15 protein-coding genes are annotated in these 18654 nt (G+C 72.8%); 7 read left to right on the top strand and 8 right to left on the bottom strand.

The features are described from left to right. Positions 1–188: 188 nt before the first annotated feature. Positions 189–2267, top strand: a complete 2079-nt coding sequence (locus tag ACH495_RS19615) for a cellulose binding domain-containing protein (protein WP_396859165.1) — start codon at positions 189–191, stop codon at positions 2265–2267. A gap of 25 nt (positions 2268–2292) precedes the next feature. Here the strand turns inward: ACH495_RS19615 and ACH495_RS19620 are convergent, their stop codons facing one another. Beyond that, positions 2293–3135, bottom strand: a complete 843-nt coding sequence (locus ACH495_RS19620; protein ID WP_396859242.1) for a phosphatase PAP2 family protein — start codon at positions 3133–3135, stop codon at positions 2293–2295. Positions 3136–3228: 93 nt separating this feature from the next. After that, the gene (locus ACH495_RS19625) at positions 3229–4866 is read right to left on the bottom strand and encodes an MDR family MFS transporter (RefSeq protein WP_396859166.1); all 1638 of its coding nucleotides are present in this window, start codon (positions 4864–4866) and stop codon (positions 3229–3231) included. Positions 4867–4987: 121 nt separating this feature from the next. On the opposite strand from ACH495_RS19625, the gene ACH495_RS19630 reads away from it, so the two are divergent. Next, positions 4988–5590, top strand: a complete 603-nt coding sequence (locus ACH495_RS19630; protein ID WP_396859167.1) for a TetR/AcrR family transcriptional regulator — start codon at positions 4988–4990, stop codon at positions 5588–5590. Between the two features lie 74 nt (positions 5591–5664). Here ACH495_RS19630 and ACH495_RS19635 read toward each other — a convergent pair whose 3' ends face one another. From ACH495_RS19635 to ACH495_RS19645, 3 genes are all read right to left on the bottom strand, one after another. Further along, positions 5665–6348: a class F sortase gene (locus tag ACH495_RS19635; RefSeq protein ID WP_396859168.1), complete on the bottom strand. Its 684-nt coding sequence runs from the start codon at positions 6346–6348 to the stop codon at positions 5665–5667. A gap of 7 nt (positions 6349–6355) precedes the next feature. Further along, entirely contained in the window at positions 6356–7141 is a 786-nt protein-coding gene (locus tag ACH495_RS19640; protein WP_396859169.1) for an LPXTG cell wall anchor domain-containing protein, read from the bottom strand. Positions 7142–7226: 85 nt separating this feature from the next. Continuing rightward, positions 7227–9122 carry a protein kinase gene (locus ACH495_RS19645; protein WP_396859170.1) on the bottom strand — a complete coding sequence of 632 codons (1896 nt, stop codon included), beginning with the start codon at positions 9120–9122 and terminating at the stop codon, positions 7227–7229. Between the two features lie 55 nt (positions 9123–9177). Between ACH495_RS19645 and ACH495_RS19650 the strand changes: the two genes are divergently transcribed. The 4 genes from ACH495_RS19650 to ACH495_RS19665 all read left to right on the top strand — a co-directional run bounded on the left by ACH495_RS19650 (position 9178) and on the right by ACH495_RS19665 (position 13758). Next, a complete protein-coding gene (locus tag ACH495_RS19650; protein WP_396859171.1) occupies positions 9178–9306 on the top strand; it encodes a hypothetical protein in 129 nt (42 codons plus the stop codon). A 47-nt stretch (positions 9307–9353) separates the two neighbouring features. After that, a complete protein-coding gene (locus tag ACH495_RS19655; protein WP_396859172.1) occupies positions 9354–10421 on the top strand; it encodes an SRPBCC domain-containing protein in 1068 nt (355 codons plus the stop codon). A 168-nt stretch (positions 10422–10589) separates the two neighbouring features. Further along, the gene (locus tag ACH495_RS19660; protein WP_396859173.1) at positions 10590–12008 is read left to right on the top strand and encodes a non-reducing end alpha-L-arabinofuranosidase family hydrolase; all 1419 of its coding nucleotides are present in this window, start codon (positions 10590–10592) and stop codon (positions 12006–12008) included. Between the two features lie 19 nt (positions 12009–12027). After that, positions 12028–13758, top strand: a complete 1731-nt coding sequence (locus ACH495_RS19665) for a cellulose binding domain-containing protein (protein ID WP_396859174.1) — start codon at positions 12028–12030, stop codon at positions 13756–13758. 72 nt (positions 13759–13830) lie between these two features. Here the strand turns inward: ACH495_RS19665 and ACH495_RS19670 are convergent, their stop codons facing one another. After that, positions 13831–14967 carry an FAD-dependent oxidoreductase gene (locus tag ACH495_RS19670; protein WP_396859175.1) on the bottom strand — a complete coding sequence of 379 codons (1137 nt, stop codon included), beginning with the start codon at positions 14965–14967 and terminating at the stop codon, positions 13831–13833. Positions 14968–15069: 102 nt separating this feature from the next. On the opposite strand from ACH495_RS19670, the gene ACH495_RS19675 reads away from it, so the two are divergent. Continuing rightward, complete coding sequence (locus tag ACH495_RS19675) at positions 15070–16293, top strand: TetR/AcrR family transcriptional regulator (RefSeq protein WP_396859176.1); 1224 nt, start codon at positions 15070–15072, stop codon at positions 16291–16293. 81 nt (positions 16294–16374) lie between these two features. Here the strand turns inward: ACH495_RS19675 and ACH495_RS19680 are convergent, their stop codons facing one another. Both ACH495_RS19680 and ACH495_RS19685 read right to left on the bottom strand, forming a co-directional pair. Continuing rightward, positions 16375–17937 (bottom strand): polysaccharide lyase family 1 protein, encoded by a 1563-nt coding sequence (locus ACH495_RS19680; RefSeq protein ID WP_396859177.1) that lies wholly within the window; start codon positions 17935–17937, stop codon positions 16375–16377. Between the two features lie 240 nt (positions 17938–18177). Next, entirely contained in the window at positions 18178–18636 is a 459-nt protein-coding gene (locus tag ACH495_RS19685; RefSeq protein WP_396859178.1) for an ArsI/CadI family heavy metal resistance metalloenzyme, read from the bottom strand. Positions 18637–18654: the final 18 nt, after the last annotated feature.

An 18654-nucleotide genomic window follows, 5' to 3' on the forward strand; every position in this document is an offset into this window, starting at 1 on the left:
ATAAATTAAACCTTGTTAACAGTAAAGACTCCTATCTATAAATTAAGCCTTGAGCCGAGCGCGTCACGCGTGGAATTCTGATCAGCGCGCGGAGCCGAGCGTCGTCCCTGGGCACCCGGACGCCGGCAGGCATCCGGGAGGACGGCGGCACCGATCCTGGAGAACCCCGCCTCTCGAAGGACACCCGCATGAGGAGATCCCTGCCCAGCCTGCGCCGGTGGACCGCGTACGCGGCGAGCCTGCTGCTCGTCACCACCGCGCTCGCCACCGTCGAACCGACAGCCGCCGGCGCCGCCGCCGACCCGGTCACGGTGACCGTGAACGCCCGCGCCGGGCTGGCCACCGTGCCGGACACCGCGCTCGGCGTCAACCACGCCATCTGGGACGCGAAGCTCGGCAGCACCGAGACGTCCGACCTGCTCAAGGCCGCCGGCGTGAAGATGCTGCGCTACCCCGGCGGCTCGTACGCCGACATCTACCACTGGAAGACGCACACCGCGCCCGGCGGCTACGTCGCGCCGGACACCGACTTCGACACGTTCATGGCCGGCGCCCGCCGGGTCGGCGCGCAACCGATGATCATCGCCAACTACGGCACCGGCACGCCGGCCGAGGCGGCCGACTGGGTGCGGTACGCCAACGTCACCAAGGGCTACGGCGCGAAGTGGTGGACCGTCGGCAACGAGAACTACGGCAACGGCCTCTACGGTTCGGCCTGGGAGGCCGACGACCACGCCGACAAGAGCGCCACCCAGTACGCCAAGCTGGTGATCGAGTACGCCGACGCGATGAAGGCGGTCGACCCGAGCATCAAGGTCGGCGCGGTGCTGACCATGCCCGGCAACTGGCCGGACGGGATCACCGCGGGCGGCGACCCGGGGCCGTGGAACCGGACCGTGCTCTCCCTGGCCGGCCCGAAGATCGACTTCGTGGACGTGCACTGGTACCCGGGCGGCACCGCCGCCGAGTCGCTGACCCGGACCAACCAGATCTCCGACGCCACCTGGCTGCTGCGCCAGCAGATCGACAGGTACGCCGGCCCGGGCGCGGACCGGATCGGGATCAGCCTCACCGAGCTGAACGTGGACGCCGGCCGCACCACCCAGCCCGGCGCGTTGTTCCTCGCCGACGCCTACAGCGGCCTGCTGGAACAGGGCGTCTTCACGGTGCAGTGGTGGAACGTGCACAACGGCATCGGCACCGTCTCCGAGGTGGCCGGGCAGACCGACTACGGCGACTTCGGGCTGCTCTCCAGCGGCGGCTGCGCCAGCGACGGCGAGGTCTGCGAGCCGGCGTTCAACACGCCGTTCGCGCCCTACCACGCGCTGTCCATGATGAACACGTTCGCCCGCCCGGGTGACCAGTTCGTCCGCGCCGGCACGGACCAACCGCTGGTCAGCGCGCACGCGGTGCGCCGGCCGGACGGCAGCCTCGCGGTGCTGCTGCTCAACAAGGACCCGGAGACCGCGTACCCGGTGGCGGTCGACTACGCCGGCTTCACCCCGGCGGACGAGGCGCCGACCGTGCACACGCTGACCAACGGCGCGAGCGGTGTGACCACCGGCCGCTCCGGCAACGCCACCACCCGGACGCTGCCGCCGTACTCCCTGACCACGCTCGTGCTCCGACCGGCCGGCAGCTCCCCCGGGCGGCCGACCGCGCCGGGCCGGCCGACCGCGAGCGCGGTGACCGACCGCGCCGCGACCATCTCCTGGCCGGCCGCCACCGCGGGCGCCGCGCCGATCGCGAAGTACGAGGTGTACCGGCAGTACGGCGCGGTGAGCGAGCAGCTCGGCGAGACCGCCGGCACCTCGTTCCCGGTGGGCAACCTCCAACCGGGGGCCCGCTACACGGTCAACGTGCTGGCCCGGGACACGGCGGGCCGGGTGTCCTGGTCGTCCCCGCCGCTGACGTTCGCCACCGGCAGCCCGGCCGACAGCGGCTGCGCGGTCCGCTTCCACACCGACACCGACTGGGGCAACGGCTACGTGGCGACCGTCGACGTGGTCAACACCGGTCCGGACGCGGTCGACGGGTGGACGCTGACCTGGACCTGGCCCACCGGCTGGCAGCAGGTGAGCAGCGGCTGGAACGCCACCTGGACCCAGACCGGCACGGAGGTCCGGGTGACCCCGACCGCCGACAACCGCCGGTTGGCCGCCGACGGCGGGAGCACCAGCGTCGGGTTCGTCGGCGCGTACAGCGGGCCGAACGTGCCGCCCGGCGTGTTCCGGCTCAACGGCACGGTCTGCACCGTCCGGCCCTGAGCCGGGCCGACCCCTGAGCCGGGGGTCAGACCCGGCCGGGTGGCCGGAGCCGGACGTCGGCCGCCGTCGGGACCTTCGTGGTCCGGCGGCGGCCGGCGCGGCGCGGCGGTGGCACCACGTGCGGTCGCGGCGATTCCGCCGTCGGCGGCACCGGATGCCGGTCCGGCGCGGCGGGTCGGGGCAGCGCGGCCAGGATCAGTCCGAGCAGGACCACCGCGACGAACCCGTCGAGCCAGTAGTGGTTGCCGGTGCCGACGACCACGATCATGGTGACCAGCGGGTGCGCCAGCCAGAGCCAGCGCCATCGCCCGGCGGTGACCGCCACCAGCGCCACCGCCACCGCCAGCGCCCAGCCCACGTGCAGCGAGGGCATGGCAGCGTACTGGTTGCTGAGCTGGTCGGCGTCGGGCGGCCCGTAGACGGTGGGGCCGTACCGGCTGCCGGTGTCCACCAGGTGGGTGAGCGCGGTCAGCCGCGGCGGTGCGAGCGGGACGCAGACGTGCAGCACCATCGCCGCGCCGGTCAGCGCCGCGAGCGCCCGCCGGAGCCAGCGGTAGTGGGCCGGCCGGCGCAGGTAGAGCCAGACCAGGCAGAGCACGGTGGCCGGGAAGTGCACGTACGCGTAGTAGCTGTTGGCCAGCCGCACCGGCAGCTCGTGCGCCAGCAGCGGCACCTGCACGAGCGCCTCGTCCGGCAGGTGCAGCACCCGTTCCAGCCACCAGATCCGCTCCCCGTTGGCCAGCGCGGTGCCGTCCCGCCCGGCGACCAGTTGCCGGCCCGCCTTGTAGGCGAGGAAGAGCACCGCGACCAGGGCCAGTTCCCGGGCCGCCCGGCGTAGCGCGCCACCGGACGTGGACCCGCCCCCCATGGTGTCCAACGCTCCTCCTTCGCCTGGGTCCGCCCGCCGACCGGCACGGACCAGGGCCGCCGCCGGGGTCGGCGACGGCCCTGGGGTACGGGCTCAGCGTCGGGCGTGTTCCTCCCGGCCGGCCGGGTCGGCGCCCACCCCGTCGAACGCGGGCGCTCCGTCGACCGCGTCGGCACCCACCGCCACCGATCGACCGGGGTCCGGAAGATCGAGGCTGGAGCGAAGGGTAACCGGGCGCAGCAAGAGCGCCGCCACCACGCCGACGACCGCGATCGCCGCCGAGATGAGGAAGATGTGCCCGGTGGCGTCCCCGTACGCGGCCCGGACGATCTGCCGTACCGGCTCGGGCAGCGCATCGAGGTTCAGCGTGCTGCCGCCACCGCCGGTGGTGGGGATGCCGGCCGCGGCCAGGTCGTGGGTGATCCGGTCGGTGACCCGCCGGGCCAGCACCGCGCCGAGCACCGAGACACCGATGGTGCCGCCGAGCGACCGGAAGAAGGCCACGCTGGCGCTGGCCGCGCCGATGTCCTTCAGCGCGACGGTGTTCTGCACCGCGAGCACCAGGTTCTGCATGGTCATGCCGACGCCGACGCCGACGACGAACATGGCCACGCCGACGATGACCAGCGAGGTCTCGTGGTCGATGGTGCCGAGCAGCGCGAATCCGGCGACCAGCACGATCGACCCGAACACGATGTACGGCTTGATCTTCCCGCTGTTCGTGATCATCCGGCCGGCCACGATCGAGGAGATCAGCACGCCGGCCATCATCGGAATGGTGAGCAGGCCGGCCTCGGTGGGGCTGTAGCCGCGGCCGATCTGGAAGTACTGGCCGAGGAAGACCGCGCCGCCGAACATGGCCATGCCGACCGCGAGGCTGCCCAGGATGGCCAGCGCGGTGGTGCGCTCGCGGACGATGTGCAGCGGCACCACCGGCTCGGCGGCCCGCGACTCGACCAGGACGGCGAGCGCCAGCAGCAGCACCGAGCCGCCGACCATGGCGCCGGTCTGCCAGGAGAGCCAGGCGAACGAGTCGTCGACGAAGGAGATCCAGATCAGCAGCACGCTGACCCCGGCGGCGATCAGCGTGGCGCCCAGGTAGTCGATCTTGACGTTCTGCCGGCGCACGGTGGGCAGGTTCAGCGTGATCTGGAGCAGGAACAGCGCGATGATCGCGACCGGTACGCCGACGAAGAAGCACCAGCGCCAGCCGAGCCACGAGGTGTCCACGATGAGGCCGCCGAGCAGCGGGCCGCCGACCGTGGCGAGCGCCATGACGCCGCCCAGGTAGCCGTTGTAGCGACCGCGCTCGCGCGGCGGGATCATCGCCGCGATGGCCACCTGGACCAGCGCCTGGAGACCGCCGACGCCGATGCCCTGGAAGGCCCGGGCGGCGATGAGCTGACCGGCGCTCTGCGCGAAGCCGGCCGCGACGGAGCCGACCAGGAAGACCACGATGGCGGCCTGGATCAGCAGCTTCTTGCTGAACAGGTCGGCGAGCTTGCCCCAGATCGGGGTGGTGGCCGTGGCGGTGAGCAGGGTGGCGGTGACCACCCAGGTGTACTGCGTCTGCGAGCCGTTGAGCGCGCCGATGATCTTCGGCAGCGCCGTCGAGACGACGGTGCTGCTCAGCATGGCCACGAAGAGCACCAGCAGCAGACCGCTGAGTGCCTCCAGCGTCTGCCGCCGGCTCATGGGCGCGGCCTCGGCCGGCGCGGTGGGTGCGCTCATCGCGCGTCCTCCAGGGGTGTCGGATGGGGGTGGCCGCTTGGTTGCCTCAAGCAATCATCAACAAACGTTGCCCAACAGGCAACTTTGCCCGTTGAGAAAAGGATCACGTACGCTGGCCGCCATGGACGAGTGCACCGGGCTCCGGGAGCGCAAGAAGGCGGCCACCCGCCTGGCGCTGCACGAGGCGGCTCTGCGGCTGGCCGTCGAGCACGGCCCGGACCGGGTCACCGTCGAGGCCATCGCCGACGCCGCCAACGTCTCCCGGCGCACGTTCTCCAACTACTTCGCCGGCAAGGAGGAGGCGCTCTTCCACGGCGACACGATGCGGCTGCGCCGGATGCTGGAGCTGGTCGCGGAGCAGCCCGCCGGGCTGCCGCCCTGGGCCGCGCTGACCCGGGCCGCGCTGGCCCAGGCCGACGAGGGGTACGACGACCCGGCCGAGCCGTGGCTGAACCGGCGCCGCCGGCTGCACGGCCACCCGAGCCTGGCGGCCCACCAGGTCGGCGCGTACACGGCCATCGAGCGGGAGCTGTCCGCCGAGATCACCCGCCGGCTCACCGGCGCCGACGCTCCGCTGCGGGCGCGGGTGCTGGCCGCCACGTTCCTGGCCACGCTCCGTGTCGCCGCCCAGCAGTGGATCGAGCACCCGGACGCGCCGCTGCGCGACGTGCTGCGCGACGTGCTCGCCCACGCCACCCCGGCCGCCCCCGCCCACGCCGGCTGACCCGCCCACCCTCGCCGCGCCGACACCGCCGGCTACGGCCACGCCCGTACCGCCGGCCACACTCGCGGCGCCGGCTATGCCGGCTGCGCGCGGGCCAGCCGGGCGTAGACGATGACGTTGTCGCGGTAGCTGTCCCGCTCGCGGTCGAACTCGCCGCCGCAGGTGATCAGGCGCAGCGCCGCGTGATCGGTCGGACCGTAGACGTCGTCGCTGGGGAACCTGTCCTTCGGGTGCTGCTCGACCCGGGTGACGACGAACGTGGCGGCGCTGCCGTCGCGCCGCGTCACGGTCAGCGGCGTGTCCGGACGCAGCCGGGCCAGGTCGAAGAAGGAGCCCTCCCGCCCCTTCCAGTTCACGTGCCCGGCGAGCACCGCCGGGCCGAGCGAGCCCGGCGTCGGCGCCCCCGTGAACCAGCCGACCTCGGTCGCGCTGTCCGGCACCTGCATCGCGCCGTCCGGGCCCAGTCCGAGCGGCACGATCGGCGCGTCCACCCGCAGGCCCGGGATGCGGATGCGCACCGGCGGGGACGACGCCATCAGCGGCCCGCTGGTCAACTCGCCGGCGCGTCCCACCGGGCGCGGCGTCGGCGGCTGGCTCGTCGCCGCGGGGAGCGCCACCTCGGGCGGGTGGTCGTCCGCCCGGGTCACGGCCAGGCCGACGGTGGCCGCGGCGGCCAGGGTGAGCAGGCCCACCCCCGCCGCGAGCGCGACCCGCCCGCGGCGGGGGCCGGTGGCCGTACGGTCCTGCGGGCTGTCCACGGCCGGCTCAGCCCTGCCGGCCGGCGCGACGCCGCGCGACCACCAGGCCGGCCGCACCGAGCAACGCCAGCCCGCCCGCGACGTACCCGCCCGTCGGCGTCGCCCCGGTGCTGCCGTCTCCGGTGGCCACTCCGCCGGCCGGTACGGAACCCGCGGCCGCGCCGCTGACCATGCCACAGGTGGCCGGGTCGGTGGCCTCTTCCGGGATGCCGTTGACGCCGACCGACTTGGCGAACGTGGACTCGCCGAGCGCCGCCATGTCGTACTTGCCGTTGCGGTTGGCGTCGATGCCGTGCTGCACCAGGTGCAGGTCCTTGAGGTGGGCGATGGTGCCGGCCGGCAGTTCGGCGGCCGGGATGACCCGGTCGTAGGTCAGCCGGCCCTGCGCGTCCGCCTTGGGCATCCGGTCCACCGCCAGCCCGCTGGCCCGGGTGGTGTCACCGGCGGTGGTCAGCGAGATGAAGATGTCGCCGTACATCTTCAGGCCCTCCTCGGTGCTGACGTAGCCGTCGCCGTCGGTGTCGGCGGACTTGTCCGGGCAGTGGAAGTCCATGCCGTTGACCGCGCCGTGGATGTGCTGCGCGTGCGGGGAGTTCGGCGTCATCCCGGTGGAGGTGATCCGCACCCGCAGGTCACCACCGTCGGTCGCGGTCAGCGTGGCGGTGCCGCGGGCCCCGGTCTCGTTGAGGTCCAGCAGCGCCACCCGGACGCTCTCGTCGGCGTGCGCCACACCGGGGAAGCTGAGTACGAGCGCCGCCGCCGGCAGCGCCAGCAGGGTTCGGGACAGTCTCACGGCTTTCTCCTCGTCACCGGTCCCGGCCTCGGCGCCGGGACGTGTCAGGCATTCGGAGCGACCCGACGGCCGGATGGGTCGCCGCTCACCCGGGGCGGCGGAAGCTCGCCAGCACCACCCGGTAGGCCTCCTGCTCCGCCGACCACCGTTCGTCGGCGGTCACCCAGACCAGGCGGTGCCGGCTGCCGGACCCGGTGCCGTTGGCGACCAGGCGGCGGGCGTGCAGCCGGCCGCCGGGACCGTCCCAGCGGTACTCCCACTCGGCCGCGCCACCGGGCCGGATCACCGGGCCGATGCTGATCCGCTCGTATCCGGGCAGGCCGCCGGCCGCGCGTAGCCGTTCCGCCTCGCGCCGCCACGACCCGCTCGGGTCCGCCGCCGGGGCACCCCCGACCTGCACCGCCAGCACCCGCGTCCCGGCCGGGTCCCGCAGGCAGACGACCGCGCCGTCGACGTCGCGGGTCCAGCCCGCCGGCAGGGCGACGGCGAAGCCGGCCCGGTCCCGGTGCCACACCCAGCCGGTCGGCAACCGGCTGCCACCGGCCGGCGCCCCGCCGGCGGCCACCGGCACCGAACCGGCCGGCCGGGTGAGGCAGGGCGCGCCCGGCTCGGCGACCGCTCCGACCGGCGGCGGGCTCGCCCCGGCGCGCGTCGGGCCGGGCGGAGCCGAACCGGCCGAGGTCGGGCCCGGCTCGGCCGTCGTCGAGGCCGGGCCGCCGGTGCCGTCCCGCCATTCCCCGAGCACGGTCCGTACGCCGCCGACCGCCACCCCGCCGGCCGCCGCCAGCGCCACCAGCACCGTGGCCAGGGTGGCCGCGGAACGCCATCCGGTACGCCGGTCCGGCCCGCCCAGCGATGGGACGTCGTGCTCCGGTACGGCGTCCGCCCCACGGGAACCACGACCACCGTCCGACAGCACCTGGGTGACGTCTCCCGCCGGCAGGGCCTGGGTGACCTCACCCGACGGAAGAACCTGGGTGACCTCACCCGAGGGCAGCAGCTGCGTGACGTCCGCAGCCGGCACGACCTCGCCCGACGGCAGGGCCCGCGTGACGTCCGCCGCCGGCGTGGGCCGCGTCCGATCCGCTCCGGCGGCGGGTGACGGCGGCGGCGCATCGGCCGGCCGACGGTCCACCCCCTCGGCGGACCGAGGCGGCGGGCGGAGCCGGCCGAGGCCACGGCGACCGTCGAGTCCGGCGGTCCGACGCAGCATCCGGGCCGCCTCCCCGGCGGTCAGCCGCTGCCGCTCGTCCCGGGCGAGCAGGCCGGCGACGACCGGAGCGAGCGGGCCGGCGCGACGCATCCGGTCCGGCGGCTCGGTCGCCATGGCCAGCAATGTCGCCATGGTGCCGTCGCGTCGGTAGGGTGGTCGCCCCTCGACCGCGGTGTAGAGCGTGGCGCCCAGCGCCCAGAGGTCGGTGCCGGGCGAGGAGAGGCCCTGGCGGACCCGCTCCGGTGCCACGTACTGCGGGGTGGCGGTGATCCCCCACGACCGGCTCAGCGCCGCCGCGCCCTCCACCGCGGCCACCCCGAAGTCGCCGAGCAACGCCCGGCCGTCGGCGGTGACCAGCACGTTGCGCGGGGTCACGTCGCGGTGCAGCACCCCGACCCGGTGCGCCGCGCGTAGCGCCTCCACCAGCTCGACGCCGATGCGGGCCACCACCCGGGGCGGCAGCGGGCCGTCGTCGGTGACGATCCGGTGCAGCGAGCGGGACGGGACGTACTGCATGACGATCCAGGGCCGGCCGTCGGCGGTGATGACGTCGTGTACACGTACCACGTTGGGGTGGTCCAGGCGGGCGGCGGCGCGCGCCTCGCGCAGGGTGCTGTCGTGCAGCTCCGCGGTCTCCTGCGGCGACGAGCCGGCCCGGGGCAGCACCTCCTTGACCGCGACATCGCGGTCGAGCAGCTCGTCCCGGGCCAGCCACACCCGCCCCATGCCGCCCTGGCCGACGCAGCGCACCAGCCGGTAGCGCCCCACACGCTCAAGATGGTCCCTCACACCGGTGGTTCGGTGCCGCGACGGCTGCGGATGGGTGGCCGGGCCACCGTGGTCTTCGCGGACGGCCGGGTGGCGCTGCCGGGCGGTACGCGAGGAGCGGGCCAGCGCCGAGGAGAGCGCGGCCGCCTGGCGGGCCCGGTGGCACGACGGCGAGTCGGAGTGACCCGACCGCGCGGGTTCGCCGGCCGACCCGGGCCGTAGAGTCTCCGGGTGATCGAGATCGCCACCGAGGTCGACCTGTTCCATCAACCCGCCCGGATCTGGCCGGCGTTGACCGAGCGGGCGCTGCTGGCCAAGTGGTTCGCCGACAGCACCCCGCGGGACGACCACTGGACCCTGGCGACCGCGGCGCTGCCCGGCTACGACGCCGACACCGAGGTGGAACTGGTCGAGGCACGCGCGCCCCGACGGCTGGTGGTGCGGTGCCGGGAGGGAAACCGGGCCACCCGGCTCGCCTGCGACCTGACGCCCAGCGCGCACGGCACCCGGCTCTCCGTTCGCGAGGTGCTGGAGGAGGGCGACTGGGACGCCGACGCCCGCGCCGAGCAGCACGAACGGGCGCTGACCGGGCGGCTGCCGGCGATCCTCGACTGGCTCGCGTTCCAGGAGGTGGACCTGCGCCGCGCCGAGGGCGGGTTGACCGCGGAACTGCCGGTGGTCCGGCTGCTCGACGACGAGCGGGGCCGTCCCCGGCGGCGGGTCCTGCTGGCCGCCGGCGCGGTGACGCTGCTCGCGGGCGCCGCCGGGGCGGCACTGTGGACGACCCGGGACGCCCCGCCGTCGCCGGCCGCCCCGCCGTCGTCGCCGCCGGCGCTGGTCCGGCCCACCACCACGCCCGCCGCGTCGCCGCGGCCCACGACCGCCCGGCCCACGCCGAGCGCCAGCCGCCGCAGCGCCTCCCCCTCGCCGTCGCCGTCCCGCTCCCCCAGCCGTACGCCGAGCCCGACGCCGTCGGCCGCCGCCGTCGGGCTGACCGCGACGTACCAGACCGTCACCGACCGGGTCTTCGGCTACCGGGGCGAGGTGGTGCTGCGCAATCCCGGCCCGGCGAGCCGACCGGAGTGGACGGTGACCGTGACGCTCGGCGACGGCGCCACAGTGGGTTCGGTAAACGGCGCCGAGGCCACACAGGACGGCACCGTGGTCACGTTCACCGGCACCGAGCTGCCGCCCAACGGCTCGGCCACCATCCGTTTCGACGTCCGGGACCCGGACCCCCTGCACGACGCCCCGGAGTCCTGCACCGCCGACGGCACCCCCTGCACCAGCACCCCCTGACCTTCTCCCCCGGGGCTGCATGATCACCGGGCCTGCTGGGACATCGAAGAATTTCTCTCGTTGAGGTGATGGGAGCGCTCCCGTAACATACCTGACGCGGCTGTTAACGCTCACAACACAATCGCCCCCGCGAATGCGCAAGCCGCCACCACCACAGGAGGAAGCGTTATGTCCAGATCCAGAGCGGCCAATGTCGGCCTGGTGTCGGCCGGTGTCGCGTTGCTGGCCTCGGCCGGCGTCGTCGCGGCACTGCCGGCCGGCGCGGCAGCCGCCGGTTGTTCGGTGAAGTACACCGTGTCGTCCCAGTGGGGCGGCGGCTTCGGTGCCGAGGTCGCCATCACCAACCTCGGCGACCCGCTGTCGAGCTGGACGCTCACCTGGTCCTACGGCGCCGGCCAGACCGTCACCCAGGCGTGGAACGCCACCGTCACCCAGAGCGGCGCGAACGTCACCGCCAAGAACGTCAGCTACAACGGCTCCGTCCCCACCAACGGCACCACGTCGTTCGGCTTCAACGGCGCCTGGACCAGCAGCAACCCCGCGCCCACCAGCTTCGCGCTGAACGGCGTCACCTGCACCGGCGGGACCACCACCCCCACCACCTCACCCACCTCGTCGCCCACCACCTCACCGACCAGCTCGCCCACGCCGCCGCCCACCACGCCGCCGCCGGGCGGCACGTGCACCCTGCCGTCGTCGTACCGGTGGTCCTCGACCGGTGCGCTGGCGCAGCCGAAGTCGGGTTGGGCGTCGTTGAAGGACTTCACCGTCGTGCCCTATCAGGGCAAGCACCTGGTGTACGCGACCACGCACGACTTCGGCTCGTCGTGGGGCTCGATGAACTTCAGCCCGTTCACCAACTGGTCCGACATGGCCTCGGCCAGCCAGAACGGCATGAACCAGGGCACCGTCGCGCCGACGCTGTTCTACTTCGCCCCGCGCAACATCTGGGTGCTCGCCTACCAGTGGGGCGGCACGGCGTTCTCCTACAAGACCTCGTCCGACCCGACCAACCCCAACGGCTGGTCGGCGGCGCAGCCGCTGTTCACCGGCAGCATCTCCGGCTCCGGCACCGGCCCGATCGACCAGACGCTCATCGCCGACGACCAGAACATGTACCTGTTCTTCGCCGGTGACAACGGCAAGATCTACCGCGCCAGCATGCCGATCGGGAACTTCCCCGGCAACTTCGGCTCCACCTACACCACCATCATGAGCGACACCACGAACAACCTGTTCGAGGCCGTCCAGGTCTACAAGCTCCAGGGCCAGACCCGCTACCTCATGATCGTCGAGGCCATCGGCGCGCAGGGCCGCTACTTCCGCTCCTTCACCGCCACCAGCCTGAACGGCACGTGGACGCCGAACGCGGCCACCGAGAGCAACCCCTTCGCCGGCAAGGCCAACAGCGGCGCCACCTGGACCAACGACATCAGCCACGGCGAACTGGTCCGCACCACCGCCGACCAGACCTTCACCGTCGACCCGTGCAACCTGCAACTGCTCTACCAGGGCCGAGCCACCAACTCCGGCGGCGACTACGGCCTCCTGCCGTACCGCCCCGGCCTGCTGACCCTGCAACGCTAGTCGGACGAGGAGAGATTCGATGAGAAGACTCAGACTGCCTCGTACCGCGCTGGTGACGGCCGGCACGGTGCTGCTGGCCTCGGCGGCGGCCGCCGTGGCGATGCCGGCCGGGGCCGCGGCCGCCGGTTGTGCGGTGAACTACGCGGTGGCGTCGCAGTGGCAGGGCGGCTTCGGCGCCAATGTCACCATCACCAACCTCGGCGACCCGGTGTCGGGCTGGACACTGACCTGGTCCTACGGCGCCGGTCAGACCGTCACCCAGGCGTGGAGCGCCACGGTCACCCAGAGCGGCGCGAACGTCACCGCCCGCAACGTCGACTACAACGCCGCCATCCCCACCAACGGCACCGCGTCGTTCGGCTTCAACGGCGCGTGGACCAGCAGCAACCCGACCCCCACCAGCTTCGCGCTCAACGGGGTCACCTGCACCGGCGGCACCACCACCCCCACCACGTCGCCGACCAGCTCGCCCACGCCCACGCCGACCCCGACGTCGTCGCCGTCCACCCCGCCCCCGAACGGGCCGGCGGACATCACGGTGAACACCGCCACGAAGTACCAGACCGTGGACGGGTTCGGCGCGGCGGTGTCGATCTGGGGTGGCGCGTGGTCGACGGCGGAGACGCAGACGCTGGTCGGGCTGGGCCCGAACCAGCTCGGCCTGTCCATCGTGCGCACCGGCCTCTCGCCGGTGTCGAGCGAGTGGGGAACGCAGGTCAGCGCGCTGAAGACGGCGAAGTCGTACGGGTCGAACGTGAAGATCATGGCGTCGCCCTGGACGGCGCCGGCGGCCTGGAAGACGAACAACAGCCGCACCAACGGCGGCAAGCTGAAGACCGACTACTACGACGACTACGCCAACCACCTGAACAGCTACGTCCAGTACATGCGCAACCAGGGCGTGACCATCGACGTCACCTCGGTGCAGAACGAGCCGGACTGGCACCCGGACTACGACTCGATGGACTGGAGCGGCACCGAGTTGCAGACCTTCGTGCGCGAGCAGGGCGCGAAGGTGCAGAACACCAAGCTGATGGTCGCCGAGGCGGTGAACCTGAACTACAGCTACACCGACCCGACGCTGAACGACGCGGCCGCCCGCAACAACATCGGCTACATCGGCGGGCACCTCTACGGCACCGAGGGGGCCGGCCGGCTGAAGCCGTACCCGCTGGCGCAGCAGTACAACAAGCCGGTGTGGATGACCGAGTGGAACCTGCACGAGGCCGACGGCAGCGGCTCCAACATCTGGGGCAACCCCAGCAACGCGACGGTGTGGAACGAGACGCTGGACGACATCATGCGCACCGTGCACAAGTCGATGGAGTCCAACTGGAGCGCCTACGTCTGGTGGTACGGCAAGCGCTACTACTCGTTCATCGGTGACGGCGAGGCCGCGTACGGCACCACGGCGGGCGCGCCGCTGAAGCGCGGCTACGCGTTCTCCCAGTACGCCAAGTACGTCCGCCCCGGCTACCAACGGGTCGGCCTGACCAAGAGCAGCAAGGCGTCTCCGCTGGAGGTGACCGCCTACCAGGGCGACGGCAAGGTCACGTTGGTCATCCTCAACCGGTCGACCAGCGCGGTGAACAACGCCGTCATCCAGGCGCCGCAGAACGTCGCCAAGGCCGAGTACGTCGCCACCTCGCAGAACGCGAGCGCGGCGAGCCAGACGGTCGGCGTGAACGGGAGCCAGGTCTCCGTGAACGTCGGCGCACGCAGCATCTCCACCGTGGTGCTCACCCTGTGACCCGAGCCGGGCGTGCGGATGGGAACGCGCATCCGCACGCCCGGCCCGTCCGGGCTGCTCTCGACAGCGCCGTCAGTTCGGCCGGTGTCCGGTGAACAGGGCGGCGAGGCGGGTCACGGCGTCGGGACCGAACATCAGCTCCAACGAGGCGGCGGACTCGGCGGCGGCGGACTCGCTGCGCGGGAACAACGCCTCCTCGTAGGCGGTCAGGGCGGCTTCCACGTCGTCGGGGTGGTCGGCGACGGCCTCGCCGAGTCGGGCGCCGTCGAGCATGGCGAGATTGGCGCCTTCGCCGGCGAACGGTGACATCACGTGTGCGGCGTCGCCCAGCAGGGTCACGCCCGGCACCCGGGGCCAGCGGTGGCCGACGGGGAGGGCGTGGATGCGGCGCGGCACCAGCGGGCCGTCGGCGGCGGCGATCAGGTCCCGGAAGGCGGGGGCCCAGTCGGTGAACCGGGCCAGCAGCGCGGACCTGCCGGCGGGGTCGGTGACGTCGATGTCGTCCAGCCAGCCCTCGCCGGTTCGCAGCGCGACGTAGACGTGCAGGCTGCCGTCGGTCTCGCGGTGCGCCAGGAAGCCGCGCCGGCCGTCCAGCGCGATGAAGAAGCCACCGCCGACCAGTTCGGAGGCGCCGGGGTGGCGGGTGTCCGCATCCCGCAGGTCCAGCTCGACGAAGGAGACGCCGGTGTAGGCCGGGATCGCCGGGGAGACCAGCGGCCGGACGCGGGACCAGGCGCCGTCGGCGCCGACCAGCAGGTCGGTGGTGATGACGGCGCCGTCGGCGAACGTCACCTCGTGGCGACCACGGCCCAGCGCACGCGCGGCGGTGGCCTTGGCGCCCCACCGGACGGTGCCCGTGGGCAGCGAGGTCAGCAGGAGGTCGCGCAACTGCCCGCGGTCGACCTCGGGGCGGTCGCCGCTGCCGTCGTCCTCCTGGTGCAGGGCGACAGTGCCGTCGCGGTGCAGCAGCCGCAGGGCCTGCCCACCCGGGTGGATGATCTTTTCGAAACCGCCGTAGAGGTCGGCGGCGTGCAGTGCCGCCTGCCCGGAGTCCTGGTGGATGTCGAGCATGCCGCCCTGCGTTCGGGCCTGCGGTCCGGCTTCCAGGTCGAACAGGGTCGCGCGGATGCCTCGGGTCTGCAGGACGCGCGCCAGGGTCAGGCCGCCGAGGCCGGCCCCGATGATCGCGATGGGGTGGTGGGGGGTCATGGCGGTCCTCTCCAAGACGAACAAGAGCACTTTTGATGTCGCTGCAAAACTATAACAGCTTCACTTTAAGGTCTGTTCTGCCGACTGGGTACCATGGCGTCCATGACCGACGTCACCGTGGGCCGCCGCGAGCGGAAGAAGGCCCGGACGCGCCAGGCGATCGCCGACGCGGCCCGACGGCTGTTCCTGGAACGCGGTTTCGACGACGTGACGGTCCGGGAGGTCGCCGACTCGGCCGACGTGTCCATGAGCGGCCTGTTCACGCACTTCCCCACCAAGGAGTCCCTGGTCTTCGACGAGGACGACGACGTACGCGAGGGCCTGGTCGCCGCCGTCCGCGACCGCCCCGACGGCACGCCCGCGCCGGAGGCGCTGCGGCGGTGGCTGCGCGACCACACCCTCCGCCGGGCCGGCGATCCCGACGCCGGCGCCGTCGTCGACCTCATCGCCGGGACGCCGGCGCTGAACGACCACTGGCGCCGGATCCGGCGGCAGCACGAGGAGGCGCTGGCCGAGGCGATCCGCGAGGCGGGCCCCGACGCTCCCGGCGCCGACACCGCGGCGCGCGCGCTGGCTCGCTTCGTCCTCGAGCGGACCCGGCCCCGCCGGGACGATCCGCACGGCGAACTCGACGCCGCCCTCGACCTGATGAGCCGCGGCTGGCCCGCCCCCGAACGGGACCGACCGCGGCGCCCCACCTCGCCCGCCGGCGGGCCGCCGACCCCCACCCGTCCAGCCGGCCTGCGCGAGCGCAAGAAACAGCAGACCCGTCAGGCCATCACCCGGGCCGCGCTGGCGCTGTTCACCGAGCGCGGCTACGACCACGTCGGCGTCCGGGAGATCGCCGACGCCGCCGACGTCTCACCGGGCACCGTGTTCGCCCACTTCCCGGACGGGAAGGCGAGCCTCCTGTTCCCCGGCAACCGGGCCGATCGCCACGCCGCCGTCGTCGACGCGGTCCGGCACCGCCCCGCCGGCCAGACCATCCCCCGCGCCCTGCACGACCACCTGGCCCGTCGCGGCCCGTTCGCGCCGGATCTCTCCGCCGACGAGCAGCGCATCCTGGACCTCATCCGGGCCACCCCCGAACTGAGCGACTACGCGTTGCGCGGCTGGACGTCGGCTCAACCCGCTCTCGTCGCCGCCATCGTCGACGAGACCGGGCTGCCCGCCGACGACCCCACGGCCCACCTGCTGGCCCACTACATCCTGCAGATCCCGGACCTGGCCCACGCCTCGACCGACGCCCGCCAGGTCCTCGACGTCGTCACCGACCTGCTCGAACACGGCTGGCCCGCCTGCCTGACCAGCGGCGCCGCCCGCTGAGCGGTCCGCGCCACCCTCGCGACCCGGGCACGGGCGAGGGCGGGAGCGGCCATATCCGCCGCCCCCGCCCCGCGCCGGCCCTCAGCTGGCGTACGTCTCGAACTCGCCGACCCTCGGCGTACCGTTCGAGCTGTTGATCTTGAAGTTGATCTTCTGTAGCGACGTGGCGGCGAAGCTGATCGAGCCCGCCCCGCTCCCCGAGGCGAGGACCGCGCCGGTGTCGTTGTTGACGAGCTGCCAGGACCCGATCGAGCCCTGGGTGCCGGACGGTTCCCGGATGACCACCCGAGACACCCGGGTGGCGGAGCCCCACTTGATCGAGATGGTGCCGGTCGAGCCGGACGGTGACCACCAGGTGCCGAGGTTCGCGTCGCGCACGTTGCCGTAGCTGGTGCCGTCGGCCTTGCTGGAGCCGTCCGCGCCGGCGCCCGAGGCGAGGCTCAGGTTGGTCCCGCCGGACGGCGGCGGCGTGGTCGTCGGCGGCGGGGTGGTCGGCGCGGGCGTGGTCGGCGTCGGCGTGGTCGGCGGCGGGGACTGCGGCGTGCAGTTGCCGTCCGACACCCGCAGGCCGGTGTTGGCGCCCGCCGTCTGCCGGACGATGTCCGGCACGCAGCTCGCCCCGTCGAGACGGTACGAGTAGGGAATGGCGACGGTGGTGGTGGACGTCGGGTTCGGGCCCGCCGGGTAGTTCTCGTTGCCCGGGGCGGACCACGTCACGTTGTCGAAGATGTTGCCGCTGACCTGCCAGGTGCCGCGCTCGTTGGTGTAGAACGTACCGAGCACGTCCTTGGAGTTGCGGAAGTAGTTGTTCTCCACCTTGGCCCGGGCCCCGGCGCGGGAGTTGATGCCGGACTCGTGCAGCCCCGTGTAGTGGTTGTTGTACATGTGGGCGACGCCCCCGCGCAGCAGCGGCGTACGGGAGTCGATGTTCTCGTAGAGGTTGTGGTCGAACGTGATGAAGCTGTTCGACCGGTCGCTCTCGCTGGAGCCGATGAGCCCGCCGCGGCCGGAGTTGCGCAGGATGCTGTAGGACAGCGTCACGTACTGGGTGTCGTCCTTCATGTCGAAGAGGCCGTCGAAGCCCTCCGCCTCCCCGCCGGACGCCTCCAGCGTGACGTGGTCGACCCAGATGTTGCGGACCGTGCTCTCCATGCCGATGGCGTCGCCGCCGTTGGAGGTGGGCGAGCCCGACTTCTTGACGTTCCGCACCGTGACGTTCTGGATGATGATGTTGCGGGAGTCGCGGATGTGGATGCCGAGCTGGTCGAAGACCGCGCCGCCGCCCACCCCGATGATGGTGACGTTGCTGATCTGCTTCAGCTCGATCACGCCGGCCGCGGTGTTGCAGCTCGAACCCGAGACCTTGGTGGTGTTGCCGTGGTTGATGGTCCCGGAGACCTCGATGGTGATCGGGGTGCTGCTGCTGGCCCGGTTGCAGAGCGCGGCGTGGATCGCGGTCCCGGTGGTGGCCCGCACCGTCTGCCCGCCCGCGCCGCCGGTGGTCCCGCCGTTCTGGGTCGCGAAGCCGGTGGCGGTCCCGGCCGCCGCCGACGCCTGCGGGGTGGGCAGCAGGAAACCTGCCCCGACGCCCACCACCGCCGTCGCCAACGTCGCCTGAAGTCGCAGTGCGACAGGTCTTCTCATGAACGCCTCACTTCGTGTTCGAGCATGCCGAATTCACCGCCGTGCAGCGGTTGTCAGCCGAACCGGAAAGGTGAATGGCGGCAACGCGATCAGGCGCGTCGCCAGCGCTTCTCCTTCATTTGCGAGGCCCGGCTCGCAAATGAAACATCGATGTAACGCAATCGTAGGAAAGCGCTTTCGCTCAAGGCAAGACCTGGCGTTTGCAGGTTTTTTGCACTGGACTCGGGCCGGCCCCCGCCGTCAGCAGCAGCGCGCCGACGCCACCGGGCCCGTGGGGGCCTCCTCGGCGGCCGGGGGGCAGCATTCGCTCTCGGCGGGCTTCTCCAGCCGCGACGAGTCGGCCTTCACGGTGTAGACCTCCCAGCGCTCGTCGCCGGGGCCGCGCACCCACACCTTGTCCTGCAACGCATAGCAGCACTCGGTGTCGTTCTCCGCCAGCGTGATCAGGCCGGATTCGGTGAGGCGCCGGGTGGCGGCGTCGACCTCGTCGGTGCTGGACACCTCCACCCCCAGGTGGTCCAGGACGGTGGGCTGGTCGGCCGCACCCTCCAGGAGCACGAGCTTCAGGGGCGGGTTCTCGATCGCGAAGTTGGCGTAGCCGGGCCGACGCTTGGCCGGCTCGACGCCGAACAGCTTGGCGTAGAACGCGACGGAGCCTTCGAGGTCGGACACCCGCAGCGCGAGCTGGACTCGGGACATGGTGGTTCCTCCTGGTGA

This window comes from Micromonospora sp. NPDC018662 (assembly GCF_044391475.1).
Lineage (GTDB): Bacteria > Actinomycetota > Actinomycetes > Mycobacteriales > Micromonosporaceae > Micromonospora.

Coding starts and splice junctions, on each gene's coding strand:
- ACH495_RS19620 (WP_396859242.1), bottom strand. CDS start 3,135: ATGGGGGGCGGGTCCACGTCCGGTGGCGCGCTACGCCGGGCGGCCCGG.
- ACH495_RS19680 (WP_396859177.1), bottom strand. CDS start 17,937: ATGAGAAGACCTGTCGCACTGCGACTTCAGGCGACGTTGGCGACGGCG.
- ACH495_RS19675 (WP_396859176.1), top strand. CDS start 15,070: ATGACCGACGTCACCGTGGGCCGCCGCGAGCGGAAGAAGGCCCGGACG.
- ACH495_RS19660 (WP_396859173.1), top strand. CDS start 10,590: ATGTCCAGATCCAGAGCGGCCAATGTCGGCCTGGTGTCGGCCGGTGTC.
- ACH495_RS19625 (WP_396859166.1), bottom strand. CDS start 4,866: ATGAGCGCACCCACCGCGCCGGCCGAGGCCGCGCCCATGAGCCGGCGG.
- ACH495_RS19630 (WP_396859167.1), top strand. CDS start 4,988: ATGGACGAGTGCACCGGGCTCCGGGAGCGCAAGAAGGCGGCCACCCGC.
- ACH495_RS19685 (WP_396859178.1), bottom strand. CDS start 18,636: ATGTCCCGAGTCCAGCTCGCGCTGCGGGTGTCCGACCTCGAAGGCTCC.
- ACH495_RS19665 (WP_396859174.1), top strand. CDS start 12,028: ATGAGAAGACTCAGACTGCCTCGTACCGCGCTGGTGACGGCCGGCACG.
- ACH495_RS19670 (WP_396859175.1), bottom strand. CDS start 14,967: ATGACCCCCCACCACCCCATCGCGATCATCGGGGCCGGCCTCGGCGGC.
- ACH495_RS19615 (WP_396859165.1), top strand. CDS start 189: ATGAGGAGATCCCTGCCCAGCCTGCGCCGGTGGACCGCGTACGCGGCG.